The organism is Pseudoclavibacter sp. JAI123, from assembly GCF_013409665.1.
GTDB lineage: Bacteria > Actinomycetota > Actinomycetes > Actinomycetales > Microbacteriaceae > Pseudoclavibacter.
In genome coordinates this window covers 1461832-1486990 of sequence record NZ_JACCCM010000001.1, presented here as the reverse complement: position 1 = coordinate 1486990, position 25159 = coordinate 1461832, and the positions used below count along the sequence as shown (strand labels likewise).

General features: G+C 70.0%; 23 protein-coding genes and 1 tRNA gene. 9 read left to right on the top strand and 15 right to left on the bottom strand.

What is annotated here, in order from left to right; translation table 11 throughout:
• Nucleotides 1–3933: an AAA family ATPase gene (locus tag HDC34_RS07015; protein ID WP_179556355.1), complete on the bottom strand. Its 3933-nt coding sequence runs from the start codon at nucleotides 3931–3933 to the stop codon at nucleotides 1–3.
• Nucleotides 3934–3936: 3 nt separating this feature from the next.
• Between HDC34_RS07015 and HDC34_RS07010 the strand changes: the two genes are divergently transcribed.
• Complete coding sequence (locus HDC34_RS07010; RefSeq protein ID WP_179556354.1) at nucleotides 3937–4221, top strand: hypothetical protein; 285 nt, start codon at nucleotides 3937–3939, stop codon at nucleotides 4219–4221.
• A 94-nt stretch (nucleotides 4222–4315) separates the two neighbouring features.
• Here HDC34_RS07010 and HDC34_RS07005 read toward each other — a convergent pair whose 3' ends face one another.
• A complete protein-coding gene (locus tag HDC34_RS07005) occupies nucleotides 4316–4732 on the bottom strand; it encodes a LiaI-LiaF-like domain-containing protein (protein WP_179556353.1) in 417 nt (138 codons plus the stop codon).
• 135 nt (nucleotides 4733–4867) lie between these two features.
• Between HDC34_RS07005 and HDC34_RS07000 the strand changes: the two genes are divergently transcribed.
• The 3 genes from HDC34_RS07000 (at nucleotide 4868) to HDC34_RS06990 (ending at nucleotide 6444) form a co-directional block, all read left to right on the top strand.
• Nucleotides 4868–4942 (top strand) — tRNA-Arg (locus tag HDC34_RS07000).
• 65 nt (nucleotides 4943–5007) lie between these two features.
• Nucleotides 5008–5550: a DinB family protein gene (locus tag HDC34_RS06995; protein WP_179556352.1), complete on the top strand. Its 543-nt coding sequence runs from the start codon at nucleotides 5008–5010 to the stop codon at nucleotides 5548–5550.
• Nucleotides 5551–5610: 60 nt separating this feature from the next.
• The gene (locus HDC34_RS06990) at nucleotides 5611–6444 is read left to right on the top strand and encodes an SDR family NAD(P)-dependent oxidoreductase (RefSeq protein ID WP_179556351.1); all 834 of its coding nucleotides are present in this window, start codon (nucleotides 5611–5613) and stop codon (nucleotides 6442–6444) included.
• A 35-nt stretch (nucleotides 6445–6479) separates the two neighbouring features.
• On the opposite strand, the gene HDC34_RS06985 is transcribed toward HDC34_RS06990, so the two are convergent.
• Nucleotides 6480–7511, bottom strand: a complete 1032-nt coding sequence (locus HDC34_RS06985) for an NADPH:quinone reductase (RefSeq protein ID WP_179556350.1) — start codon at nucleotides 7509–7511, stop codon at nucleotides 6480–6482.
• A 111-nt stretch (nucleotides 7512–7622) separates the two neighbouring features.
• Between HDC34_RS06985 and HDC34_RS06980 the strand changes: the two genes are divergently transcribed.
• Nucleotides 7623–7982 carry an MmcQ/YjbR family DNA-binding protein gene (locus HDC34_RS06980; RefSeq protein ID WP_179556349.1) on the top strand — a complete coding sequence of 120 codons (360 nt, stop codon included), beginning with the start codon at nucleotides 7623–7625 and terminating at the stop codon, nucleotides 7980–7982.
• A gap of 53 nt (nucleotides 7983–8035) precedes the next feature.
• Nucleotides 8036–8179, top strand: coding sequence for a hypothetical protein (locus tag HDC34_RS06975; protein ID WP_167516459.1), 144 nt, complete (start codon nucleotides 8036–8038; stop codon nucleotides 8177–8179).
• A gap of 126 nt (nucleotides 8180–8305) precedes the next feature.
• Here HDC34_RS06975 and HDC34_RS06970 read toward each other — a convergent pair whose 3' ends face one another.
• The 3 genes from HDC34_RS06970 to HDC34_RS06960 form a co-directional block, all read right to left on the bottom strand.
• Nucleotides 8306–10048 carry a choice-of-anchor G family protein gene (locus HDC34_RS06970; RefSeq protein ID WP_179556348.1) on the bottom strand — a complete coding sequence of 581 codons (1743 nt, stop codon included), beginning with the start codon at nucleotides 10046–10048 and terminating at the stop codon, nucleotides 8306–8308.
• A gap of 218 nt (nucleotides 10049–10266) precedes the next feature.
• On the bottom strand, nucleotides 10267–11640 hold the full coding sequence (locus HDC34_RS06965) for a hypothetical protein (RefSeq protein ID WP_179556347.1): 1374 nt from the start codon (nucleotides 11638–11640) through the stop codon (nucleotides 10267–10269).
• Between the two features lie 75 nt (nucleotides 11641–11715).
• The gene (locus HDC34_RS06960) at nucleotides 11716–13041 is read right to left on the bottom strand and encodes a GNAT family N-acetyltransferase (protein ID WP_179556346.1); all 1326 of its coding nucleotides are present in this window, start codon (nucleotides 13039–13041) and stop codon (nucleotides 11716–11718) included.
• Between the two features lie 118 nt (nucleotides 13042–13159).
• Between HDC34_RS06960 and HDC34_RS06955 the strand changes: the two genes are divergently transcribed.
• Nucleotides 13160–13603 (top strand): metalloregulator ArsR/SmtB family transcription factor, encoded by a 444-nt coding sequence (locus tag HDC34_RS06955; RefSeq protein WP_179556345.1) that lies wholly within the window; start codon nucleotides 13160–13162, stop codon nucleotides 13601–13603.
• Nucleotides 13596–14828, top strand: a complete 1233-nt coding sequence (locus tag HDC34_RS06950) for an MFS transporter (protein ID WP_179556344.1) — start codon at nucleotides 13596–13598, stop codon at nucleotides 14826–14828. Before HDC34_RS06955 ends, HDC34_RS06950 begins: the two co-directional genes overlap by 8 nt.
• A 21-nt stretch (nucleotides 14829–14849) precedes the next feature.
• Here HDC34_RS06950 and HDC34_RS06945 read toward each other — a convergent pair whose 3' ends face one another.
• From HDC34_RS06945 to HDC34_RS06920, 6 genes are all read right to left on the bottom strand, one after another.
• Entirely contained in the window at nucleotides 14850–16787 is a 1938-nt protein-coding gene (locus HDC34_RS06945; RefSeq protein WP_179556343.1) for an FAD/NAD(P)-binding protein, read from the bottom strand.
• Nucleotides 16787–17572: an ABC transporter ATP-binding protein gene (locus HDC34_RS06940; RefSeq protein ID WP_104253794.1), complete on the bottom strand. Its 786-nt coding sequence runs from the start codon at nucleotides 17570–17572 to the stop codon at nucleotides 16787–16789. The genes HDC34_RS06945 and HDC34_RS06940 overlap by 1 nt, the downstream gene beginning before the upstream one ends.
• Nucleotides 17569–18669: an iron ABC transporter permease gene (locus HDC34_RS06935; RefSeq protein ID WP_104312452.1), complete on the bottom strand. Its 1101-nt coding sequence runs from the start codon at nucleotides 18667–18669 to the stop codon at nucleotides 17569–17571. The genes HDC34_RS06940 and HDC34_RS06935 overlap by 4 nt, the downstream gene beginning before the upstream one ends.
• Nucleotides 18669–19742 (bottom strand): ABC transporter substrate-binding protein, encoded by a 1074-nt coding sequence (locus HDC34_RS06930; RefSeq protein ID WP_104312453.1) that lies wholly within the window; start codon nucleotides 19740–19742, stop codon nucleotides 18669–18671. Before HDC34_RS06930 ends, HDC34_RS06935 begins: the two co-directional genes overlap by 1 nt.
• A gap of 60 nt (nucleotides 19743–19802) precedes the next feature.
• Nucleotides 19803–20951, bottom strand: a complete 1149-nt coding sequence (locus HDC34_RS06925) for a peroxidase-related enzyme (RefSeq protein WP_179556342.1) — start codon at nucleotides 20949–20951, stop codon at nucleotides 19803–19805.
• 140 nt (nucleotides 20952–21091) lie between these two features.
• Nucleotides 21092–21706, bottom strand: coding sequence for a GNAT family N-acetyltransferase (locus HDC34_RS06920; protein WP_218854914.1), 615 nt, complete (start codon nucleotides 21704–21706; stop codon nucleotides 21092–21094).
• A gap of 135 nt (nucleotides 21707–21841) precedes the next feature.
• Between HDC34_RS06920 and HDC34_RS06915 the strand changes: the two genes are divergently transcribed.
• Nucleotides 21842–23134: a low temperature requirement protein A gene (locus HDC34_RS06915; protein ID WP_218854913.1), complete on the top strand. Its 1293-nt coding sequence runs from the start codon at nucleotides 21842–21844 to the stop codon at nucleotides 23132–23134.
• Between the two features lie 161 nt (nucleotides 23135–23295).
• Here the strand turns inward: HDC34_RS06915 and HDC34_RS06910 are convergent, their stop codons facing one another.
• From HDC34_RS06910 to HDC34_RS06900, 3 genes are all read right to left on the bottom strand, one after another.
• Nucleotides 23296–23751: a hypothetical protein gene (locus tag HDC34_RS06910; RefSeq protein WP_179556340.1), complete on the bottom strand. Its 456-nt coding sequence runs from the start codon at nucleotides 23749–23751 to the stop codon at nucleotides 23296–23298.
• 5 nt (nucleotides 23752–23756) lie between these two features.
• The gene (locus HDC34_RS06905; RefSeq protein ID WP_179556339.1) at nucleotides 23757–24341 is read right to left on the bottom strand and encodes an HdeD family acid-resistance protein; all 585 of its coding nucleotides are present in this window, start codon (nucleotides 24339–24341) and stop codon (nucleotides 23757–23759) included.
• Nucleotides 24342–24419: 78 nt separating this feature from the next.
• Entirely contained in the window at nucleotides 24420–25139 is a 720-nt protein-coding gene (locus HDC34_RS06900; protein WP_179556338.1) for a metal ABC transporter ATP-binding protein, read from the bottom strand.
• Between the last annotated feature and the right edge of the window lie 20 nt (nucleotides 25140–25159).

Here is a 25159-nt window from a genome sequence, read left to right as displayed (position 1 = left end):
TCAGCTCGAACCGCCGGGCTCGCCCGGGCGAGCGATCGCGATCTGCTGGTTGCCATCGGGCAGCGTGACCGACGCGAGGCTCGCGCTTGCCGCGGCCCCCGCATCCGTCGTCGACCGACCGGAGGTCAGCTCACCCAGCTCCCCCTGCATCGAGCCGGCCGCGATCCCGGCCGTCTCCGCGGGCAGTGGCACCTTGAGGGCCTTGCCGATGCGACGCGCGACGGCCTCCGGGTGCGCGAACAGTTCGAAGGAGTGCACGCGGAGGTAGTACCAGCCGAGGCGCTTGAGGAGTTCTGGGCGTAGGCGCAGCGTCTCGCGCAGCGTCGCATCCGCAGAGCCCGCGATGCGCAGGTCGAGCCCGTCCGTGTCGATCGCGATCGCCCGGCCGCGGTAGGCGGCGGCCAGCGGGATGCGTCCGCGGTGGAACAGCTCGACGGTCATGCCGAAGGACTCGAGTCGGTTCGCGAGGTCGAGTAGCATGGGCGGCGCCTCGACGTCGCGTGCCTCGCCGTCACCCTCCTCGTCGGTCGCGGGGTCACCGGCAGTGGGCTCAGACGGTGCGGCGCTGCCAGCGGGCGTGCCTGCCTTGGCCGCGTCCGGGTCGGCTTCACCGAGGATCTGCGCCAGGCCGAGAACGCCCCGCGACATGCGCGACGGGTCGAGCTCGCCGGGCCGGATGCAGGAGACGACCACGAGAGACCGGCGGGCACGCGTCATGGCGACGGCAAGCGCACGCTCGCCCAGCTCGGTGCCGAGCACTCCGAAGTTCGCGAGGACGCGGCCGTGCGGCGTTCGGCCGAAGCCGATCGAGAAGATCACGCGGTCGCGCGACTGGGCGGTGGCCAGCTCGATCGTCGTGACGGTGAACGGCTCGCCGCGGGCTGAGGTGAAGAACTCTGCGATGTCGCTCCGTCGGGAAGCCGCGGAGTAGACGGCCTGCTCGACTCGACGGGCGTGCAGGGCAGACGCGGTGACGACCATGAGGGACTCGCGTGGGCGGTGGACGGCGTGGTCGACGACGAGTTCGACGACGCGGCTCACCTCGGCGTCCGTCGATTCGACGCCGCCGGTGATCGGGTCGGGAAGCCCCGTTCCGTTCTCCACGAACGAGAAGCTGAGGCTCGAGTGGCCGAGCAACGTGCCAGCCCAGGGCATGGAGCGGATCCGCCCCTTGTAGAAGCGCCGGTTGACGAGTTCAGCGAGGTCTTCGCCGCCCGCTCGGTAGCTGCGCGTGAGCGCGTGCTCTGGCAGGAACTCGGCGAGCCGCGAGTACACGGACTCGCCGACCTGGTCGGTGTGCCGGAGACCCCACGTGTCCGTGCTGTCGGCCGACGGTCGGGTCACGGCGACCGTGAACGGCGTCGGGTACTGGGTGACCGGGTCTCCGAACGCGACGACCTGGTCGCCGCGACGGATCGCCCCGATGCTCTCGGCGATCGACATCGTTCCCGCATCCACCAGGACGACGGTGTCGAAGTGGATGCGCTCGCTGACGAGCGGCACATCGTACGGAGTCGTGAGCCACAACTGAGCGATGCTCTTCGAGACGTCGCCAGCTTCGAGGGCGAGCTTCGTGGAGGGCACGCCGGGGCGGCGCAGCAGCTGCCGCAGCGCATCCGCCTGCTCGCTGTAGTCGACGATCGCGACCTTCCATGCCTCGGCGAGCTGCCAGGCGAGCTGCGCCGCGGAGTGATCGGTGTGCGCCTGGTCGACGACCCTGAAGTCGCTCTCGAGTCGCGTCACGACCCGGGTGTTGGCGTTGAGAAGGGCCTTGTCGCGGTCGAGGAGGTCCTCCAGCACCGACTGCCACCACGCGAGCTCGAGCTCGTCGCCGAGCGCATCCGCCTCGACGTGACGCTCGGAGAGGTCCTCGAGCAGCGGGGTGAGGCCGAGGTTCTCGAGGCGCTCGATGATGGTGAGGCGCTCGACGATGTTGTGCAGCACCTCGCTGTCGGCCGCGAGTTCCGTGATGCGGGCCGGGAGGTCGGCCAGCGGCAGCTCGCTCAGCGAGACGGCGCCGGCGTCGACGAGCGGCTCGTCGAGGAGGCGCAGCTTCTCGGCGACCTCGCGGTGGAACTTCCTGACGTCCGAGATGCCGGTGGGGACGGTCGGGGTGGAGCCATCCGTGACGTAGCGGTGCCAGAGGATGCGCTGACGCTGGGCGAGTTTGAGCGACTCGTGGAGGTCGTCCACGACGACGCCGGGCCGCACGTAGTCCTTCGCGAGCTGCCGCAGCTGGCGGCGGCGCGCCGACGTCAGGTCGCTGCCTTCCCGCTTGGGGTTCGTGGCGTGGATGACGTCCGTCAGCGAGTGGTCGAAGACCGCCGGGCGGAAGCGGTCGAGCGTCTCGCGCAGGTCGAGCAGCAGGCGGAGGTAGATGCCCAGTTCGCCGTACGTCTCCGCGGGGCGCATCCGGGTTCGGCCGACGAGCTCCTGCGCCCTGTCGATGACCTCGACCAGCACTCCCGCGTCGAGCTCGACGGCGGCCTCTTGCGCGCGGTTGGCTTCGTCGGTTGACTCGAACGAGACGCCGTACCAGGGCGAGTCGTCCGGGCCGTACTTGAACTGGCCGAGCTCGCCGGCGGCGCGGAGCTGACGCGCGATCGCGTCGCGGCCCGTGGCGATGGCCTCGATGGCGTCGCGGTCGAGACGCGCCGTCGTGATGGGCGGGTGCTCTCGCAGCTCGAGGCGGGAGAGCTCCTCGAGGGCGTCGAGCGCGGAGACGCCGAGCGCGGGGTCAGGGTGCACGAGTGCGTCGCGGTAGTCGGCGAGCACGTGGCGGAGACGGACGAGCGCGTCGTCGAGCTCGTGCATCGCGGGCTTGCGAGCCTTCTCGTTGCGCGAGATGGATGCGATCGCGTCACGGCGGAGGGTTCGTGGCGTCACGGCGAGGCCCTCGAGTCCCACGCTCTTGAGGCGTGCCCTGATGGCGCGGATGCTCGCTGAGCGTGGCGTGACGACGAGGACGCGCTTGCCGTCGGCGACGAGCAGACCGAGCGCGTTGATGACGGTCTGCGTGAGGCCGGTGCCAGGCATCGTGTTGATGACGGCTGAGTTGCCGGCCGCGATCGCGTCGACGACGCGCTCCTGCTCGGTGTCCGCGTCCAGCAGGAACCGGTCCCCGACCGGGTCGCGACGGTCTGGGCTTGGCCGCTGCTCGGCGGGCCGCGGCGCGGCGACCTGGCGGCGTGCTTCCTCGTCACCCGCGAGGGCTCGAAGCACCGGGTGGGTGAGCTCGTTGGTGTCGCGGAGCATGGCGCTTGCCACCTCGCCGAAGCTCGAGATGACGGCGCGGGCCGAGACCGTGAACTGCGGGATGGACGCGCCGAGCGCTCGCGTGCGGTCGAAGACCTGCTGCGGCAGGAAGGCGTCGTTGGACTTCGCGAGCTCGAGGAGCTCGGCCACTGGGAGGCGCACGCCGAAGTGCTGCGCGAGGTGGCGCACGAGTGAGGCGTTCACGCGACTCGGGCCCTTCAGCGTGAACTCGTAGTCGCGACCTGCACGGCGCAGGTCGACCGTGCGGGTGAGGATGGGCGCGCGGAAGTGCTTCCCGTCCTGCGTCCACTCGGCGAAGCCCGTGGCGAGCTGGATCGTGCTCATGCCGCGGCCGGCGAGCAGCTCGGTGCCCTTCTGCGCGATGAGGTCGGCGGCGTCCCGAGCGCCACGGAACGACGAGTTCTCGCGCACGAGCGCCGACAGCAGCACGGTCTTGCCCGCAGCAAAGGGCGCGATTCCGCCTGGGTGCGCGCTGGTGAGTTCGACGTACGTGCCCGGCTCGTCGGCGAAGTCGAGGAGCGGAGATGGTCCGCCGAGTTGCGCCAGCTCGTGCAGCCAGGCGTCCTGGGCTGCGTCGACGGCCGCTTCGAGCGCCCGCGCCTGCTCGGCGCGTTCGAGGTCCAGCGCGGTGAGCTCCTGCTCGTCCGCCGATGGCACTGGGTGGGTCTTGCGTTCGTGCGCTACCGCATCCGCAACCCAGGAGCGGCCGCGCGTGAGACTCGGACCGTCGGCGTTCCGTGCGCGCACACCGTCTTCGTGGTCGCGTCCGAGGTCGAGGGACTGGCCGTCGTCGTGGTCATCGCGGTCGCCATCACCACGCTCGGCGCGCTCGCGCTCGAGGCGTTCCCGCACCGGACTCAGGTCGGGAATCGGCTCCGTCTCATTGTTTGTGGGCGCACCCTTGCCGGAGCCGTGATCGTCGCTCTTCGCGTCGCCCGGCTCTGAACCTCGTTTACGAAACAGACCCCACACGCGTGACACTGTAAGTGTCTCGGCCGGTCGGAGGGTGGAGGCGCGCGTGGGTTGCGCCGAGCTTGGCCTAGTTTTCGCGCGACTCGGGGTCGATGCCGTACGGCGGCACCTGACCGGCTGCCCCATCCCCGCCGACCGTCTCCGACCTGTTCCGCCCCCGGATGGCGTTCACGATGAACACGATGCCGACGACGATGACGGCAGCCGGCCACAGCTCCCAGATGTTGCCGAGCCCGCCGAGCACGAGCTCGTTGAGTAAGAAGAACGCGCCGACGGCGATGAGGATCCACCCCCACCAGTTGCGGATGCTCGTGATCAGGGCGACGACACCCACGATCATGGGGAAGATCGGCCAGAGGATGCCCCACTCGATGGGGAGGATGCCGAGACGGTCGAGGAGGTAGGCGGTGCCCATGATGATGAGCCCGATGCCGAGGCCGATGGGGCCCGCGAGGCTCGCCCTTCGCTGTTCTGAGGTGCTCATGACCCAACACTTCCACTTCGAGCGGTCCACGGACCCGTTCGTTGCGAAATCATGATGAACTTCCGGCCGCTCCCAGGCTGCAGCGGGTCGCAGTGCGCGCGGAAGTCCGCGAGCACCGGTAGCATTGTCGCGCCAGCCTCTGTAGCTCAATGGAAGAGCAGTTGCGTCCTAAGCAAACGGTTGGGGGTTCGAGTCCCTCCAGGGGCACCAGTTCTTCGGTGCATCGCAGCGGCCGCAATCCCGCGCTGGCACGAGTGGGTCCGTAGGATCGGACCATGACGACGATCTTCGACGAGCAGCATCGCCCGGAGCCGCCGCTCGGCGAGGATGAGTGGTCGACGTTGAACGGCTTCCTCGACTTCCACCGGGCCACGCTCGCCTGGAAGGTGTCAGGGCTCAGCGCGGGTGACCTTGCGAAGACGCTGTCACCCAGCACAATGACCCTCGGGGGCCTCGTCAAGCACCTCACGTACGTCGAGGACGACTGGTTCGGCGTCGTCCTCCTCGGTGAAGAGCCGCGCGAACCGTGGGCCTCGATTGATTGGAAAGCCACGCCCGACTGGGAGTGGGACACCGCCCGCGACAGCGAGCCCACCGAGCTCCTCGCAGCGTGGGAGGCGGCCGTGTCGCGGTCACGAGCCGCCGCCGAGCGCGCCTTCCAGCTCGGCGGCCTCGAGCACCCCGCGGCGAGCGGCTTCTCGGACGGCCGCATCCCGCGACTGCGGTGGGTCCTCATCCACATGGTCGAGGAGTACTCGCGGCACAACGGGCACGCCGACCTGCTGCGCCAGGCGATCGACGGGAGCGTCGGCGAGTAGGGACTCGGGCTCCCCGCTGCACACACGTCTCGGCGAGGATCGTCTCCTACCCTTGCGGGCATGACCTCATCGCAGACCTGGCTGATCACCGGCGCGAACCGCGGACTCGGACGCGCCCTCACCATCGCCGCACTCGATGCCGGCCACGACGTCGTCGCGACGGCCCGCGGCCAGCACTCGCTCCCGGCGCACGAACACCTGCTGGTGCTGTCGCTCGACGTCCGCGACCGAGCCGACGCGTTCGCGGCGGTCGACCGCGCCACCACCCGCTTCGGCGCGATTGACGTCCTCGTCAACAACGCCGGCTACGGGCTCATCGGGGCTGCCGAGGAGGTCTCGGAGGAGGATGCGAGGGGCATCCTGGACACCGACCTGCTCGGCCCGCTCTGGCTCAGCCAGGCGGTGCTGCCCGGGATGCGCGAGCAGGGATCAGGGCACATCGTGCAGATCTCGACGGTCGGCGCGGTTGGGACCATGCCGACGCTCGGCCTCTACAACGCGGCGAAGTGGGGCCTCGAGGGGTTCAGCGAGGCCATGGCCGCCGAAGTCGCCAGCTTCGGGGTGCGCGTCACGATCGTGGAGCCCGGCGAGCTCCGCACCGACTGGGCCGGCGGCAGCATGCAGTTCAGCGAGCCACTGGCCACCTACGACGAGCTGCGCACACGCCTCTTCGGGACGCCGCAGGTGCCGTGGCCGTCTGCGCCAGCTGCCGACGAGCCGCAGCCCAGTGGCACCTCGCCCGCGGATGCCGCCGCAGAGATCATCGCGCACGTCGCCGACCCGGACGACACGAGAGTGCGACTGCTGATCGGCGACGACGCCCCACCACAGGTGCACGCCGCCTTGAGCGCGAGGCTCGACGAGTATCGCCGCGACCCCCGCTTCCCGCGGTGACGGCCCCGAGGACGAGGCCGCACCGGGGGTAGGGATCAGGCCTCGTCAGCCACGCGGATCAGCACCTTCCCGACCTTGCCTCCCTCGACAGCGTCGTGCGCCTTTGCGGTGTCCTCGAGCGGGAACCACGTGATGGGCAGACCTGCCGACTCCCCCACGGGCAGCGCGCCGTCGACGAGCGCCGCCGTCACGTCCTCGGCGGCCGCGTGCATCGCATCCGGCCCCACGGTGTAGAGCAGCAGCCCCTGCCAGCGGACGTTCTTCGCGAAGCTCGCGATGATCGGCACCGTGAACTCGTCGCCGTTGTTGTTCGCGTAGTAGGCCATGCTGCCGTGATTCGCGATGACCTCGACATCGAGCGCCGCGTTCTGCGTCGGCGAGACCTCCACGATGTGGTCGACGCCGTTCGGGGCGAGCTCCTGGATGCGCTCGGCGAGCGCGGGGTCGGGGTAGCGAACCACGTGGTGGGCCCCGGCAGCACGGGCCAGCGCCTCCTTCTCGTCGCTGCTGACCGAGGTGATGACCGTCGCACCTGCCCACGCCGCGAGCTGGATCGCCGCGTGCCCGACTGCGCCGGCGCCACCGTGCACGAGCACCGTGCGGCCGGTGAGCGCCCCGGGCGAGAGACGCGCGGGTCCGTGCTCGTGCACGGTCAGCGCCCGGTGCGCCGTCATGGCCGGCACGCCAAGGCTGGCAGCCACATCGAAGTCGATGCCCTCGGGCAGGGCGACGACGCGATCGGCGGGCAGCACCGTGAACTCCTGCGCGGTTCCGGTCGGGCGCTGGTGCGCCGCGAGGTAGACCCAGACGCGGTCGCCGACCGCCAGCCCCGTCACGCCCTCGCCCAGCGCATCCACGACCCCGGCACCGTCCTGGTTCGGGACGACTTCGTCGAAGCCGAGTGCGCTTCCGGCTCCGCCTCCCTCGCGTGCCTTCCAGTCCGTCGGGTTCACGCCCGAGGCGACGACCCTGACGCGCACCTCCCCGCGGCCCGGCTGCGCGACTTCGCGCTCGACCAGGGAGAGGACGTCGGAGGGGCCGGTGGATGCGTAGACGATTGCCTTCATACCAAGGTCCAGCACGGCCGAGGCGCGAGGTATTCCCTGCTCGGCGAGCCTCCTCGGCCGATTTCCGCGCTCAGTCTGGTTCCCTGGCAGAAGCAGTGACACGATGGCGTCATGAGCAGCGACGACGATGTTCGGCGATTGGCGCTCGCGCTCCCCGAGACTGAGGAGCGCACCGCCTACGGCACTCCGGCGTTCTACGTCGGGAAGAAGATGTTCGCACGCTTCCACGATCAGCCCGGAGTGCTGGTGTGCTGGCGCGCCGACCTGGGCGAGCGCGAGGCGCTCCTGCAGGGCGAGCCGGAGGCGTTCTTCACCACCCCGCACTACGACGGCCACCCGAGCGTGCTCGTGCGGCTCGAGGCCGTGTCCGCGGCGAGACTGGGCGAAGTCCTGCAGGAGGCGTGGCGGGCGAGGGCGACGAAGCGCATCCTCCGCGACGCCGACGCCGACGCCGACGCCGACACCGACTAGGGGCGGTCGCGTCCTTCTCCGACAGCGGCGACCGAGAGCCTTATGATCAGCGGATGGTCAAGGTCATTGCAGTCATCCGTCCCGTCGCGAGCGAGACGATCGAGGCGGAAGCCGACTCCTACGAAGAAGCGAAGTCGAAGATCGAGGCCATGGTGCCGGAAGGGTACGAGCTGCTCTCGGTCCGCTCGACGAAGTAGGCGCGCCGACGGTCCCGCGCGCGCCAGGACCGTCGAGACCACTGGTTCCGCGGACGACAACGGGCCCCGCCAGCGCTTGTCAGCGCCGACGGGGCCCGTTCTCTGCGGGGAGCCCCGCGGTCGGTGTTACGGGCGCAGCGGGTTCGGTCCGCTCGAACCGCGAGCCACGAACAGGTTGAGCAGGTTCAGGAACCCGATCGCCCCGACCTGGAGCGCCGCCGTCTCGAAGACGCGGAACGTCGGCGAGGCGGGAATGGTGCCTCCCGCTGGCAGCGGCACGCGCACGCTGCTGAACGGATCCTTCGACGATCCGTCGTTCTGCGCGTTGATCGTGATCACGAGGACGTTCGTGAGCGCGCTGAACAGCAACGACAGCAGGTTGTTCAGCGGCGTGAAGATCGCGTTGAGCGTGCCGTTCGGAGCGAGCAGGTTGCGGACCGTGCCCGCCACGACGCCCGCAATCCCGCCGAGGAGCGTGCCGAGGATAGGCGTGAGGTTGAGAGTGACCAGGGCAACACGGATCACTGCCGTTGCTCCGCCCGTCGGACCGGCCAGGAACTGTGCAAGCGTGCCGCTGATGTTGACGGTCGTGACGCCTCCAAGCACGCTCGCCGTGATGGAGATCGCGATCGAGCCCGCGAGCCGCGTGATGATGTCCTCGACGAGCGTGTTGAGCGCGGCGACGACGGCGTTGGTGGGCAGTGCCAGGTCGGCGAACAGGCGGGTGTTGGCTGGCAGGTTGTTGAAGGTCTTGCCATCCGGCGTATTGAGCAGCGTGGCGAGATCGACCGTGACGGTGCCGGCGGTGAGGTCGAGGCGAAGCGGCGAGTTCGCCCCGCCGATGGGCGCAGCGGTGAGGGCCGCGAGATCCACGGTGGCAGAGACGTTCAGCGCGGCGGCGCCGCCGAGCGCGGCGACCAATCCGCTGAGGAGCGGGATACCGGCGAGGACGTCGAAGATCGCCTGGGTGCTGACGGGGAGGTTGACCGGAATGGTCGTCTGGAGGGCCGTGCCGAGCGCACCGACGACTCCCGAGGTCACCTTGGCACGCAGGTGGCTGAGGATGTACTGGCGCTGGATGCCGCCGGTGGGTGGCTGCACGGTGACGGGCGGCGCGGTGGCGCCGCGGAAGGCCTCGGACACAGAACCGGAGGTGACGCTCGGCGCTGGTGGCGTGCCGACGACGGTCTGCGGTGGGACGCACAGGACGTTCGCGTAGGTGCGGCCGGCCACCGCCCCGATGTCGAGGTCGAGGTCGGTCAGCGAGTTCAGGAGGTCGGCAGCGACCGGCGAGCCGATGAGAGTGCCGAGCTGCGTGAAGACCTTCGTGAGGTCGAGGTTTCCGAGCGTCAGCTCGCTCTGGGCGGGAGTCAGGGCGATGAGGCCGTCGTTCGCGACCGCGCCGCTCGAGCCGTCCGTCGTGCCGTACTGGTTCGCGTAGGAGCGCTGGTTCAGGAGGCCGAGCGACTGGGGCCCCGTGACGATCTGGAGCACGCCGGAGAGCAGGTCGATGACTCCGTCGAGCGGCGACGTGTTGTCGGCCTGGACGGTGTTCCCCGAGAGCTGCGTCGGGGCGCCCGTGAGACCGGCCAGCAGCCCGCCGAGCAGCTCCGTGCCGAGCAGCGTCCCACTCAGGAGGCGACCGTTCGAGCCGGCGTTGAACAGGGTGCCGGTCGGGAGACAGCCGGCGGTCGTCAGTGACGCGGCGGCGAGTGGTGCGGATGCAGCGGCAACGACGAGGGGTGCCGTCCAGGCGGCGCCGGCGACGATGGAGCGGCGCGTGACGGTCCCGGTGCGTGCCGGAGCAGCCGAGAAGGCACTCGGCACCTGCGGGGTCTGGGCAGATGATTCTTGGGATGTGCTGGGCATTCGGCGGCACTCTTTCGCTGGGGGGACGAATGGCAGTGGGACCACGTGCGTCGGAGACGCTGGGTACTTCGGCTCCGAAATCACGCGCTAGGACTAGAACATAGCGCAATACCACAGCATCCTGGACTCTGATCCGCATATCCGCGTCACACGGGGTGATTCACCCGGATATTCACCCATCTCAACCAACCGAACGGTGAGGGACGTGAAACAGTGCCCTAGTCGAACATCCCGTCGAGCAGTCCGCCGATCATGAGACCGCCGAGCACACCCCCGACGACGTCCCCCATGTCGCCACCACGTCGACCCCCGCGACCGCCGTACCCGCCCTGGTATCCGCCACCGCGCGGCTGGCCCCACTCGTCGTAACCCTGCTGCTGCTGCGGGCGCGACTGGTCGATGTCGCGCTGCGCGAGCTGCAGCGCCTCGCTCGCAAGCGAACCCGCCCGCCGTGCAAGCGACAGGGCCTGCTCACGCTCCTCCTCACCGCCGCGGTAGCTGACGAGCTCGTTCCGGATGCGCTCGGCCTCGGCCAGGCGCGTCCGCGGCGCGGACCCGATCCACCCTCGGTGCCCCGAGATCACGTCGTTCGCGACGGCGATCTGCCGGTCCGCGTCATCGATCGCCGTCGCGACCTGCGCCTGCGACGGGATGGGGCGCGCCGCTCGATCCCTCGCCTTCGCCACCGCTTCGTCCAGCGCCGTGTTCGCGGCCCGGAGTCGCGACAGGGACGCGAACGGGTCGGTGCGCTCACCCGCCGGAGGGAGCGAGGCGAGCGCCTCTGTGAGCCGCTCGGCTGCCTCCTCCACCTCGCGACTGCGCGGCACGTCTCGCGCAGCGACGAGGTCGCCTCGGGAATCGGCGATGACCGCGGCGAGCGTCGACTCGGCACGAAGCGCCTCGATCTCGTAGTTCTCGACGGCGTCGAGCAGCGTGTGCACTCGGCGCACGGCCTCCGTCGATGCCTCGAGCGCGAGCCGGGACTGCTCGTTCTGGCCCGCCTCGCGTCGACGCAGCGACACGTCGGCACTGTGCTCGGCGAAGGTGAGCAGCTGCGCCGCCTCCGCCGGGTTGTCGCCGACCTGGTGAAGTGCGGCATCCGAGTACCGGAGCGCGAGCCGATCGATGCTCGCCTGCGCGTCAGGGATGCGCGCCCGGAGACGCTCCGAGTCGCGCTTGACGCCCTCCAGCACGGCTGGGGTCTGACGAACCACCGCGACAGCCTCTTCCAGCACAGAGGACTTCTCCTCGAGCAGGCCCATCGCCCACTCGCAGATCTGCACGATGCGCGCGTTCCTGGTGCGCAGCTCCTCTGGCGTGTCCGGGATGTCGTCGACGTTGAGCTGATTGAGATGGAACGCCTCGCCCATGTACTTGCGCACATTGACGAGCGTGTCCCTGAGGTCCTGCGTGGCACCCGAGCCGAGCTCGGCCTCCGCGAACGACAGCTCGTCGTTCATGAGGCGGATGCGCTCGTCGGCGTCGACCAGCGCCACTCCCGCCTTCATCGCCAGGTCTTTGTCGTGAGCGTCGATCTCGGCCTGCTGCGCTTGCTTCGCGCGGCGAGCGCGCCCCCAGAATCCAGATGCCATGCCGCAGATTCTAGTTGCGCGTCACCGGGCGAAGCTGTCGATGTTCACCGCCGGCGGAGCGCCCCGCAGCCCGGCTCAGTACCAGATGCCGGGAGCGGGCTCCGGCGAGACCCGCAACAGGCGCGCGGCCTGGGCGCTCGCCCCGCCCGTCACCTCGCTGAGCACCCCTGCTGCGCGAAGCGCGGCGGGTGCGACCCCACCGAGCAGGAGCGACGAGAGGGCATCCACGCGCAGGCGCACCGCAGGCACCGCCTCCGGGAGGCGGTCGACCGCTTCGACGCTTCCGGCCCCGTCAGAGCTGACCGTGAGGAGGAACGACCCGTCCGCGAATCCGAGCGCATCCTCGACCTCCAGGCCGAGCACTCCAGGCGACGCGTAGCTTCGCGCCTCCAGCGCCGCCTTCACATCGAGGATCCGCAGCCACTGGTGATCCGTCGTCGTGACGCTCGCAGCCCGCTGGTCACCAAGCATCCACCTGACCGGCTCGTCGACGGCGACGTGCTCCGCCTTGACGGTGGAGACGAGGTCCGCCTCGAGGAAGAAGCGCCAGAGGGCCGCGTACGCGTCATCGCTCACCGAGCGGAGGAACTCGACGCTCAGCGTGTGGCTCGCGTAATCGTTGTCTCCGCCCTCGTACTTGAAGAGCGCCGCCCCCTGCAGCTCGCCGGACTCCGACGTATAGGTGACGGCTCGGAGCTTCTTGCCCTCACCCTCCTCGTCGTGCACCGTTCCTGCGAGGCGCGGCCACATGCCGTCCCAGCCCTCGATCTCGCCGACCGTCGACGTCCGGGCGCGGTCGAAGAGCCCCGCGACCTGCTCCGCCCACTGCTCGCGGCTGACGTAGTCGACGCGACCATTCGGCGTGGGGCCGCTCCATCGAACACGACGGGTGTCGATGCTGAGGTTCGCCGCGAAGGTCGCGGGCCCGAATCCGAAGCGCCCGTAGATCGTCGACTCGGAGACGGTGAGCGCCGCGAGCGGAATGCCCAGCGCAGCCGCCGTGCGCAGCTCGCCTTCGAGCAGGTTCCTGGCGATCCCCCGCCTGCGGCGCGCCTGCGAGACGGTGACCGAGCTGATGGCCCACACGCGCAGCTGGGTGCCGCCTGGCAGCGTGAGCTCGGCTGGCCACGAGCTCGTGGTCGCGACGGGCTCATCCGCCTGGGGAGCGGAATCGTCCCAGACGCCAGTCGTGCGCCGGTAGCCGAGCGATGCCCGCATGCCCTCGAGGTGCTTCTCGCTGGGCTCTGCCGCGAGGAACCCGCGCAGGTCGGCCCGCGCCCACGCGGCGAAGCCAGCTGCGTCGCTCGCGTCCAGCGTCTCGTAGCGCAGGCCGGACTCGGCGAGCTTCGCCTTCGAGGTCTCGTCGATCGGGAAGCGCGTGAAATCTTCAACTGCAGACATGCCTCCAGCGTAGGTCCCGCGCGTCAGGTACGTCCTGAGGGCGGTCTGGCGCGGCGATTCGAGCCGGTTCGCCGGTGCCGCACTGGACCAGGCGGAGGCCACGTGACATTATCTGCGTATGCATGCAGATAAGCAGACATCGACGGGTGCCTCGCACGGTCCCGCCGACACCGCACCGCTCGTCGAGCTGGACAGCCCCACCGTCGAACTCGCGGCCGAGGTCTTCGGGATGCTCGCCGACGCCACCCGCGTGCGCATCGTGCTGGTCCTCAGCACCGGCGAGCACGCCGTCAACGACCTCGCCGAAGCCGTCGGGAAGACGCCGGCGAGCGTCTCGCAGCACCTCGCGAAGCTGCGACTCGCGAGGATCGTCGCGACCAGACAAGAGGGGACGCGCGTCTTCTACCGGCTCATCAACGGGCACGCCAGGCGTCTCGTCGCGGATGCCATCTTCCAGGCCGAGCACTCCGTCGCCGGAGTCGGTGGCGCCGACGCCATCCCGCCGCACCACCGGAACGACGACGCGCGCGGACCGGTCACCGCTGGGGACTCCGATGCGTGACCTGCTCGAGAACCGGGCGTTCCGGCACCTCTTCGGGGCGCAGGTCGTCGCCCTCGTCGGGACGGGCCTCCTCACGGTCGCGCTCGGCCTCCTCGCGTTCGACCTCGCAGGCGGCGACGCCGGCATCGTGCTCGGCACGGCGCTCACGATCAAGATGATCGCCTACGTCGTGGTCTCCCCGGTCATGGCCGCGGTGACGAGCCGGTGGTCGAGGAGGCGAGTTCTCATCTCGGCCGACCTCATCCGGGCCGCCATCGCTCTCGGGCTGCCGTTCGTGGGCGAGGTCTGGCAGGTCTACCTGCTGATCTTCGTGCTGCAGGCGGCGTCGGCGACCTTCACGCCGACGTTCCAGGCCGTGATCCCCGACGTGCTCCCGGACGAGCGCCGCTACACACGCGCGCTCTCACTCTCCCGCCTCGCCTACGACCTCGAGGCGCTCGCAAGCCCCGTCCTCGCAGCCCTCCTGCTGACGGTCGTCACCTACAACTCCCTGTTCGTCGGCACCGTCGTCGGCTTTCTCGTCTCGGCGACCCTGGTCGCCGCGACCAGGTTCCCGGGCGTCGCGCTCGCCGCGCCAAGCCCCTTCCTCGCTCGACTGACCGCGGGCATCCGAGTCTTCTGGCGCACCCGCGACCTCAGGGCGCTCCTGGCACTGAACCTGGCGGTCGCCGCCGGGACGGCGATGGTCATCGTCAACTCCGTCGTGCTCGTGCAGGCGCAGCTCGGGCGGCCGCAATCCGACCTCGCCGTGCTGCTCGCGTGTTCCGGTGCGGGGTCCATGCTCGTCGCGCTCGGCCTGCCGCGCGTGCTGGAGCGAGTCTCCGACCGCAGGGTGATGCTCGCAGGTGCCGCGCTGGTCCCCGTCAGCCTCCTCGCTGCGGCCGGCGCCCTCTCGACGTCGAGCGAACTGGGGTGGATGCTCGCCCTCCCGGTGTGGGCGCTCCTCGGCGCGGCCACCTCACTCGTGCTGACCCCGTCGTCTCGCCTCCTGCGCCGGGCGGCGTCGAGCGATGAGCGGCCGGCCGTCTTCGCGGCGCAGTTCTCGCTCTCGCATGCCTGCTACATCCTCTGCTATCCGGCGGCGGGTTTCCTCGGCGCCGGGCTCGGGCTCGCGCCGACCGCCGTGGTGCTCGGCGGGGTCAGCCTTGTCGCGACGGTCGTCGCCGCGCTGACCTGGGCAGGTCGTGGCGCGCACGATCGACGCCCGGAGCCCGCCCAGGTCTGAGCTCGCGCCGCGCTCGGCCTCTCAGGCCCGCAGCTGTCCCGCATCCTCATCCTGCGGCTTCGACCGCGCGGCCGCGATGATCTGCCTGGCCGCGACATCCGCACCCGCAAGCAGCGGCGACGGCTTGCCCGGGGTCGCCCCGATCGCGCTGCCAGGCTGCGTGCTGAGCGCCGGTATCCCGAGCACGACGACACGCTCGTCCACGGAGCCGTCGCCGCGCACGAGGTTGAGGCCTGGCGCGCGATCGTCCAGTACTGCCCCGGTCGCCTCCATGCTGTCCGTCTCCACGTCGACACCGTCCCGCGAGCGCCGCGTGTGCACGCGGGCGCGGCCTGAGTCGAGCAGTGCTCGGAGCAGCGGGTCGTTCGTGGCGGGCACCTTGCCCTTGGACATGCGGGGCTCGATGAGCGCGCGTGCCTTGACGACGGCGCCGGTGATCGCCGATCGGGCGACGAACTCGCCTGCCGCCTCGTCGAGGGAGACCTCGGTCTCGGGCCCGGTGAGGTGGAGGATCCCAGCGTCGATGAGCGAGAGGACCTCGCGGGTGCGCCCTGAGGGCGGGCCGGATGCGAGGAACAGGCCGTCGGCGTTGAACCACCCCTCGAAGTCCAGGACCGCGGATCGCCCTTCGAGGACGCCGGCGGCGGAGAGGCGTCCGGCCTGGCCCCGGAGTGCGCCCATCGCGCGGTTGACGGCGGCGCGCGGGTGCGTGTCCGGCGTCGACATCGAGCCGAGCTCCGCTTCGACGAGCTGCGCGACCTGCCGCGCCCACTGCTCTGGCGTGATCTGCTCGCCTCGCGTGGGCCGGCGGAGGGAGTCGATCGTGAAGGCGTGCGCTCCATCGTCCAGGTCCTGGTCGATGGATGCGGTGAGCACCTCGTCGAGAGCGGCGACGTCCTGCGCACGGTCGAGTTCCTCGAGTGCGGCTTGCAACGGCACCAGCATCGCTTCCGGGGCCCACCCGGCGAGTGCCGTCAGGTACGCGACGGCGAGCTCTCGGGCGATCCCGGGCCACACGTCTCGGCGGAAGTCGAGCGACGCGGGTTCTGCCGTGGCGAGCGCGTCGAACCAGGCGCGGTCAGCTATGCGGGCGGAGAAGGGCGTCGCCTCCGCCCAACCGTCGGCCTTCGCGCGATACGGCACGCCGCGGCGCGAGCCGGCGTGCAGGATCGGCTCCCGGCCGGAGGGCAGGTACCGCAGGCGGCCCCTCGTGTCGCCCGCGATGGGCTCGAACCTGCCGCCGCGGCCCGCCGTGAGCACGGCGACGACATCGAAGAAGTTCGCGCCGAGGCCGCGGACGATGACGTGCTCGCTCTCGGGGACGGCCGACCAGTCCTGCTCGGCTGGCATTCCCGGTGCGATGTAGACGAGGCCCCGCTCGCGAGCGGCTCGCTCGAATCGCTCCGTCTCCTCGCTCGGCAGCGCCTGCACCATGCCCTGGGCGAGCACCACGACCGACGCCGTCAGCTCGGTGCCGTCGGAGAGGACCACGGTGCGCGTTGCGGCCCCGTCGCCTCGCACATCCACGGCCGTCCCGTCGATGCGAGTGACGCTGACGTGCCCACTCGCTTCGGCGGCGTCCAGCTGCTCGCGGAAGTAGATGCCCTGCAGGCGTCTCGAAGGGAAGCTTCCGGGCCGGACGGCCCGGGCCTCCTCGAGAACCCACGGGGTGGGGTGCGCACCGCGCTGCACGATCGCCTCCGCCCAGTGGACGAGGTCTGGGCCGGGCACGACCGGCCCGGACATCCTGGTCGACTCGTCGGCGTGGATGGTCGTCGAACCGGACGTCGTGTTGTTGAGGAACTCGGCCGGCTGGTCGATGCGCCAGGTCGCCCCGGCGCCGACGTCGATCGCGTCGACGATGGCGATGCGGATGCGCGTCGCGGGCCGGCGAGCCGCCACCCGGAGCGCCGTGGCGACGGCGCGCGGCCCTCCCCCGACGATGACGGCGTCGAACATCAGATGCGGTACTCCAGGTCGTCCTCGACGACGGGGCGCACCTCGACGAAGCCTTCCCGCTCCTCGACCGTCACGCGCAGCCCGTAGACCTGCTTGAGCGTGTCCTCCTGCAGCGCCTCGGCTGGCGTGCCGCTCTTGATGATCGTGCCCTGGTCGAGCATGACGATCTGGTCGCAGAAGCGGCCGGCGTGGTTCAGGTCGTGGATGGCGATGAGCGCCGTGATGCCCTTCGTGCGGGTGATGCGGCGCACGATCTGCAGCGTCTCGATCTGGTAGCGCAGGTCGAGGGCGCTGGTCGGCTCGTCGAGCAGCAGCACCTTCGGGTCCTGCGCGAGCGCCCTGGCCACGAGCACACGCTGCGCCTGCCCGCCGGACAGCTCCGACATGTTGCGGTCGACGAGCTCGTCGAGGTTGAGCAGCGTGATGGCGTCCTGCACGTGGCGCCAGTCCTCGGCACCGGGCGCCATCCCGTAGTGCGGGGTGCGGCCGAGGAGCACCGCCTCCCGCACGGTCAGGTCGAACGGCGCTTCGCCGGACTGCGGCACGTAGGCCACGGTCCGGGCGTGCTCGCGTCTGCCGAGGCTCAGCACATCCGTGCCGTCGAACGTCACGGTGCCCTCGCTTGGCTTGTGCACGCGGGCGATGACCTTCGTGAGCGTCGACTTGCCGGAGCCGTTGGGGCCGAGGAGCGCGCAGAACGTGCCGTCCTGCACCTCGAGGCTCACGCCCTTCAGCACCTTGTGCTTGCCGTAGGCGAACTCGATGCCGTCGATCGTCAGGCTCATTTGAGGGCCGTCTTCCTCGTGAGGATGAGCTGGATGAAGATGGGCGCGCCGATGAAGGCGACGACGATGCCGACGGGGATGACGGCCGGGGCGAGGATCGTGCGTCCGACCGTGTCGGCGACGAGCAGCAGGAGGCCGCCGGTGACCACCGAGAACGGGATGAGGTAGCGGTGGTCCGCGCCGATGATGAGGCGCGCGATGTGCGGCCCGACGAGGCCCACGAACCCGATGACGCCGCAGAAGCTCACGATGACCGCGGCGAGGACAACCGCCACGATGATGAGCCCCACGCGAAGCGCCTGCACGTTCACGCCGAGGCTCTTCGCGGCGTCGTCGCCGGCGAAGGCGACGGCGTTGAGGTCCTTCGCGAACCACAGCACGAACGGGATCGTCGCGAGCACGAGGATCCCGACCGTCTGCACGTCCCCCCAGGTCGCGTCGTTCACCGAGCCGAAGGTCCATCGCACGATCGCCTGCAGCGTGTTCTCGTTGGCCGTGAACTGCAGGGCGGCGGTGAGCGCCTCGAAGAGCTGCGTGATGGCGATTCCGAGCAGCAGCAGTGTGGCGATCGCCATGCCCTTGGCGGAGGCCAGGCCGAGGACAAGCGCAGACACGGCGAGGGAGACGACCAGCGCGCTCGCGATGATCGCCCACGACGGGAGGGTCGTGCCGCCCGCGATGGTGATCGCGAGGGCTGCGCCGAACGCGGCCGCGGGCGAGACGCCGAGGGTGAAGGGGCTGACCAGCGGGTTGCGCAGCAGCCCCTGCATGAGCACGCCGGACAGCGAGAGTCCCGCGCCGGCGGCGAAGGCCAGCAGCACACGCGGCAGGCGCAGCTCCGTCACGATCGAGAACTTCTGGGCGAAGTCGTTCTCGAGCGTGCCGCCGAAGATCGACAGCATGACCGCGGCCCAGACGTCCCCGAACGTGACGCCCGCCGTGCCGATCGTGACGGCGGCGATGATCGCGAGCGCGCTCACGATCAGGCCGCCGACGATCGCGAGCCGTTTGACGTTGGCGCGCTTGCGCTCGCTCGACGCGACCGCGTTCTGCTCGCCGGCCGAGCCCGTGCCGGCCTCTGGTGTCGCGACCGTCACTACGCGCCCGCCTGGTACTGCTGGATGTACTCGCTTGCACCGGGGAAGTCGGTGTCCTGGAAGTCGACGACCCAGCGCTCGAGGAACTCGTCAGGGTTGACGTCGGAGAACTCCTCCGGGTGCAGCCACTTCGCCAGGTAGAGGGCGCCGATGGACTTCGCGACGGCGCTGGTCGCCCATCCGTTCGCGAGGTACACCTCGCCGTTCTTGATGGCGTCGACGTTCGACCAGCCCGGGCGGGCCGTGATCTCCGCGCCGAGCGAGTCGAAGCGCTCCTGGCCTGTCGGCGTGGCGCTTGGTTCGAACTCGTGCACGATGACGGCGGGGTTGCGGGTGACGACCTCGGCGGGGTCGACCGTGATCTCCTCCTGCTCGTCACCGCCGCCCGCGGCGTTCTCGAACACGTTGGTGCCGCCGGCCGCCTCGATGATCGCGTGGAAGCCGGAGCCGGGGAGCACCGTCAGGTACGGGTCGACCGTCTCCCAGTACACGGGCACGGGCTCGACGCCCTCGGTGCGCTCCGCGACGACGTCGAGGATCTCGCTCGAGAAGTCGGTGACCGCCTGCGCGCCCTCTTCCTTCTGGAAGACCTGTCCGAGGAGGCTCACGGTCTCGTCGAAGACCGCGTAGTCCCACGCGGTCGCGACGACGACGGGGATGTCGAACGACTCGAGCTGCTCTGCAGCCTCACGCCAGACGGCGTTGCGGGGCATGATGACGACGTCGGGGTCGAGTTCGGCGACCGCCTCGTAGTTGATCTGGTCGAGGCCCTCGGCGATGACGTCTGCCTCGTCGACCGGCAGGTACGGGAGGCGGTTGATGGAGGCGCGGTCGACGCCGACGACCGTGTCGCCCGCGCCGATCGCACGCACGAACTCGTTGCCGTAGCTGTTGAGCACGACCGCGCGCTCGACGGGTCCGTCGATGGTGACCTCGCGGTCCTGGTCGTCGATGACGGTGATCGTCTCGGCGTCGGCCCCGCCCTCGGGGGTGACGGTGCCGCAGCCGGTGAGCAGCAGCGTGCTGGCGACGAGGGCCGCGATGGCGGCGGGAAGTCGACGTGCGATGGGCATAGGGGAACCTCTCGGTGGCTGGGGGTGCAGAAGAAGGTGCGAGGAAGAGGGTCGGGATGCTCAGCTGGCGGACGCGGCGGACGCGGGCCAGTTGGGCTCGCCGAGGCTGAGCATGAGGCGGTTTGCCCACGCGAAGAACGCGGTCGACCCGACGAGGTCGAACAGCTCGGCGTCGTCGAGGCCGAGATCGCGGAGTTCCTCGATCTGGCTGGGCGTCGCACTCGGGCGCAGCGTCGAGAGGCTCGCCGCGAAGCGGATGATGGCGGACCAGCGCGCATCCTGCCCCGCACTCAGCGCCTCGAGCGAGGTCGGCTGCCAGTTCGCGTCCCTCGGCAGGCTCGCATCGATGACCCGCTGGACGTCGTCGTGACGCTTCGACTGGAACGTCGCCTTCCGCGAATGCACGGACGCGCAGTAGATGCAGTCGTTGACCTTGCTGGCGACCGCCGCCGCGAGCTCGCGCTCGGCACGCGGCAGTCCGTCCTTGCTCAGGAAGACGGCGTTGTCGATCGCGCTCCGTGCCTTCAGCACGGCGGGCACGCGGGACAGGAGCCTGAAGTAGACGCTGTTGGTGGTGGCCTTCGCGGCGAAGGAATCGACCTGCTCGGGAGTGAGCTCGTCCTCCGCGGGAGCGGCGATCCACGGCGACCACTCGAGCTGCTCTTGGGTGTACGCGGTCGGCTTCTGCAGGCCGGAGATCGTGCGTCCGCTCAGGTCCTTCGAGCGGCCGGCCGCGACCGTCGAGCGCGCAGGCGCATCCACCCGCTCCGGCGACCGGCCTGCGAGGAGCGCGTCGCTGTCGAGCATGCGCGCGAGGTAGCTCTCGAACGCGACGAGCTGGCTCAGGAGCACGATCTCGTCAGGGGTGATGCCGGTGAGCGGCAGCACGTGCTGGTCCTCGTGGGTCGCGAGCGCCGGCGACACCGTGATGAGGTCGACGTGCTCGACAAGCGCACGGAGCTTCGGGTCGGCGGGCAGCTCGTCGCCGACGAGGCGTGCGTCCGCGCCCTGCGCGAGGTGCCACTCCGCGAGCTGGGCGTTGCCCTGCCAGCGGGCCACCGTGCGGGCGAACCCGTGCAGAAGCGTGGCTTCGAGCGCCTGGGGTGCCTCGTAGAGCGCCGAGTAGGCGGCGAGCGTCTGCTCGATGACCTCGGGCTTGGCTGCCGTCAGCGAGGCGATCGACTCGGGAACCGTCGGGGAGATGCGCACGTGGGGGTCCTCAGCAGTGGAGTTCGGGGGAGATCAGATACCAAACTGCCACCACCGGCGGGGCCCCGTGCAATTGCGTTACCCCGCATGAACTCGACGGCACCCGACCGGGACACCGGTCCCGCATCGCTCGCGCTCGGTCAGGCGGTGCCGAGATCCGGGCGCGTCAGATCCGGCTGCCGAGGTCCGGCCAAGGAGGCCGTGCGCGGGATGAGCTCGATGTCCGGCACCGGGTCGAGCGTCAGGCGCGCGTGCGTCTCCACGTCGAAGCGCTGCTTCCCGTAGCGCAGCTTCTGTCGTTCGATGCCCTCCGGCCGGAAGCCAGCGCGGCTCGCGACGCGGCACGAGGCTGCATTGCCCGTCCGGTGCCCGAGCTCGAGGCGGAAGAGGCCGAGTTCCGTGAACGCCAGGTCGGCGATCGTCGCGAGGCCCCGCGTGGCGAGGCCCCTCCCCCGCGCCCCCTTCGCAAGCCAGTAGTAGGCCCAGCCCGTCTGGTGCACGTGCTCGATGTTGCTGAGCCCCACGTTGCCGACGGCGATGCCGTCGACGATGATCGCCAGGTCGTGCTTCGCCGTGCCGGAGACGAGGTGCTGTGCCATGTACGAGACAAAGTCGAGTTCCGTCGAAGGCACCCCTCCCGGGAATTGCGCTGCGAGGTCCGGCGACGTCCGCATCGCGTTCGCAAGGGCAGGGGCATCGTCGGACACCCATGGTCGGAGGTGTGCATCCACCCCCGCAGTGTCGCATCTGCACATGTGCTCACACGGAGACGACGCGCGGGAACGCGGAGGACGACGTAACATGTACAGGCTTCGGAGCCGGTGGGGGAACATCAGCGTCGGTCTGCGAGACCTCCGGAGCTCGCTCACTTCGTCAGATCGGACGACTTCATGACCTCAGAAACGCTCAAGCCTGCCCCGCGGCGGCTGAACCACGGCCTCCAGCGGATGCTCGGCCGCGACAATCACGAGCAGGGACGCGCCGCGACGCCGCTCGAGCTGCTCTACGACCTCGCGTTCGCCGCGTCGTTCGCCACCGCCGGGAATCTCTTCGCCCACGGCATCGCGGAGGGCCACACGGTGCCCGCGATCATCGGCTTCGGCTTCGCGATGTTCTCGCTGGTGTGGGCGTGGATCAACTTCTCCTGGTTCGCCTCGGCCTTCGACACCGACGACTGGCTCTTCCGGCTGCTGACGATGGTGCAGATGGCGGGCGTGGTCATCCTCGCCCTCGGCCTCCCGGCCATGTTCGAGTCCATCGACCACGGTGAGGTGCTCGACAACCGCGTCATGATCGCAGGCTACGTGGTCATGCGCGTCGCGCTCGTCTGCCAGTGGCTCCGCGCGGCCCGGAGCGGCTCGCGGTACCGGACGACGGCCATGACGTACGCGGTCTTCGTCTCCGTCGCGCAGATCCTCTGGATCGTCATCGCGATCCTCCCGCTCACGCTCGTCTTCGCACTGCTGGGCGGACTCGTCGCGCTCCTCGTCGAGATCGCTGGCCCTCTCGTGGCCGAAAGCCGCGGCGCCAAGAACGGCACGGCAACGCCCTGGCACGCACACCACATCGCCGAACGCTACTCGCTGCTCGCGATCATCGCGCTCGGAGAAGGGGTCTTCGGCACGATCGCCGCCGTCACGACCGTCACGACCGAGTACGGCTGGAGCTTCGACGCGATCGTGCTCGTCGTCGTCGGCATGGTGCTCATCTTCGGCATGTGGTGGGTGTACTTCATGGTGCCAGCGGCCGAGGTGCTGCACGTCCACCGCGAGCGCTCGTTCCCGTGGGGCTACGGCCACTTCTTCATCTTCGCGTCGATCGCCGCGACCGGAGCTGGTCTCCACATCGTGGCGTACACGTTCGACGAGCACTACCACGTGAGCGACGTCACGGCGGTGCTCGCCGTCGCGATCCCCGTGCTGATCTTCCTACTGACGGTGTTCACGCTCTACTCGTACCTGCTGCGCACGATCGACGCGTTCCACGCGCTGCTCGCGCTCGCATCCGTCGCCGTGCTCGCTGCCAGTGTCGTCATGGCCGCCAACGGCGCCAGCATCTCGGTCAGCCTGCTCGTCGGGATGCTCGCACCCGTCGTCGTCGTGATCGGCTACGAGTCGGTGGGGCACCGCCACGCCGCGGCGCACCTCGACCGCATCGAGCAGGACGCGCCCGCGCCCCACTAGCTCCGCCGCGGGTGCCGCCGCGTCTCCACCCACCTCGCGCGCGTCTCTGGATGGGTTTCTCGCTTCGGGATGGGAAACAAACCATCCGGAAGCGAGAAACCCATCCCGAGTCTGCTGGCGCCCGGGCCGAGACTGGCGGCGGCTCGGGCGAGCCCGCCCTCCTACCTGACGCGGCGGCGCCAGGCTCCGGTCGCGTACAGCGACCAGGCGATGAGCACGGGCTGGAAGAAGAGGCGAAGGAAGCGCTTCTTGTCGGTGTCGAGCCCGAACGCGTCCCGGCGGTGCACGAACTGCGCGAGGTTGCCGGGGAACACGGCCGCGAAGAACGCCGCGGCCACCCAGCCGACGGTCGGCCGCTGGGCTCGACGGGCGAAGAGCAGCGACAGGCCAAGCGCGATCTCGGCGACTCCGGATGCGAGCACCACCTGGTCGGTCGTCAGGGGCGCGTACCTGGTCACCGACTTCGGCACCTGTGCCTTGAACTCATCCCGTGCGACGGTCAGGTGCGTGACCCCCGCGAAGACGAGGAAGCCGCCGAGGAGCACGCGCTTGACGGTCCGAAGCCGCGAGGTGGGTGCCTCGTCGGCGAGGCGGATATCCGAGCTCTTGATCGCCATGATCGTCACGCCTTCCGGGCCGTCTTGCCGAACCGGAATGCCATCACGAGCTGCGTGATGCCGCCGATGATCAGGATGAACGCGACGATCCAGAGCATCACGACGACGATCCCAGCCGGCCACAGCAGGATCAGCAGACCTGCGACGATGCTGAGCGCGCCCGAGATGATGGCGAACCAGCGCGACTGGTCGGGGGACGCATCCGCGAGCGATGCGATGCCCTCGATGATCCAGGTGATGGCGATGAGGATGCCGAGCGCGTCGATGAGCGCCGCGGGCTGCACGAGCGCGACGATTCCACCGGCGATCAGCAGCAGGCCGACCACCGCGTTGAAGACGCGCCACCCGGTGGGGAGCCCCTTGGAGACGATGGCGCGCACGAGGCGCAACACGCCGGTGAACACGAAGAAGATGCCGAAGACCCACGCGATGGCGGTGAGCGCCTTCTCGGGGAAAGCCAACGCGACGATGCCGAGGATGAGTGCGACTGCGCCGCCGATGCCGAAGATCCAGCGCAGCGTCGTCACCTGCTTCGGGCTCAGGAGCGTCGGGTTGAGGTTGAAACGCACGATGGGGGTGGATTGGCTCACTGCGGACTCCTTCAGCGGGGGATGCGCCGCGCGCGGCGTCGACGCCCCTCGTCCGGAGAGCGAGGGGTTGCCGTCATCCTAGTGACGAAGCGCGCGTCGCAGGCCCACCGACGGCGTGGGCTCTTCGTCCATCCTCCGACCGTCCCTGAGGGTGATGACGGCGTCTGCCGCCGAGATCTCGTGGGCGTCGTGACTCGCGACGACGATCGTCCTGCCGCGTGCCGCGAGTGCGGCGAGGCAGGTTGCGATGCGCTCGTTCGATTCGGCGTCGACGCCTGCCGTCGGCTCGTCGAGGAGGAGCAGCTCGGTGTCCTGCGCGATGCCCTGCGCGATGAGCGTGCGCTGCCGTTGGCCGCCGGAGAGCTCGCCGAGGAGCCGTCCGCGCAGAGGGCCGAGGCCGAGTTGCTCGATGGCTTCGCGCACGTGCTGGGCGTCGGAGCTCCGGCGCCCATCCGCGTGTGCTCGACGGCTCAGGCGGATGCCGGTTCGTGCTCGCTCGGCCCACCTGCCCATCGCGACCGCGGCCCCGACGGTCATCGGGAAGGCCTCTGGGAGTCGGGCGTGCTGCGGCACGAAGGCGATCCGCCCAGGGGATGCGTCGAAGTCGTGCCATTCGAGTGACCCGGAGGTGAGCGGCGTGGTCCCGGCGAGCACGCCGAGCAGCGTGCTCTTGCCTGAGCCGTTGTGCCCGACGACGACCGTGATCGCGGCGCGGGCGATCTCGAGCGAGACGCCCGCGAGCGCCTCGTGGGAGTCGTAGCGGACAGTTGCGTTCGCGAGTGTGGTGAGGGCGGCCATGCTCGAACCCTATCGGTAAT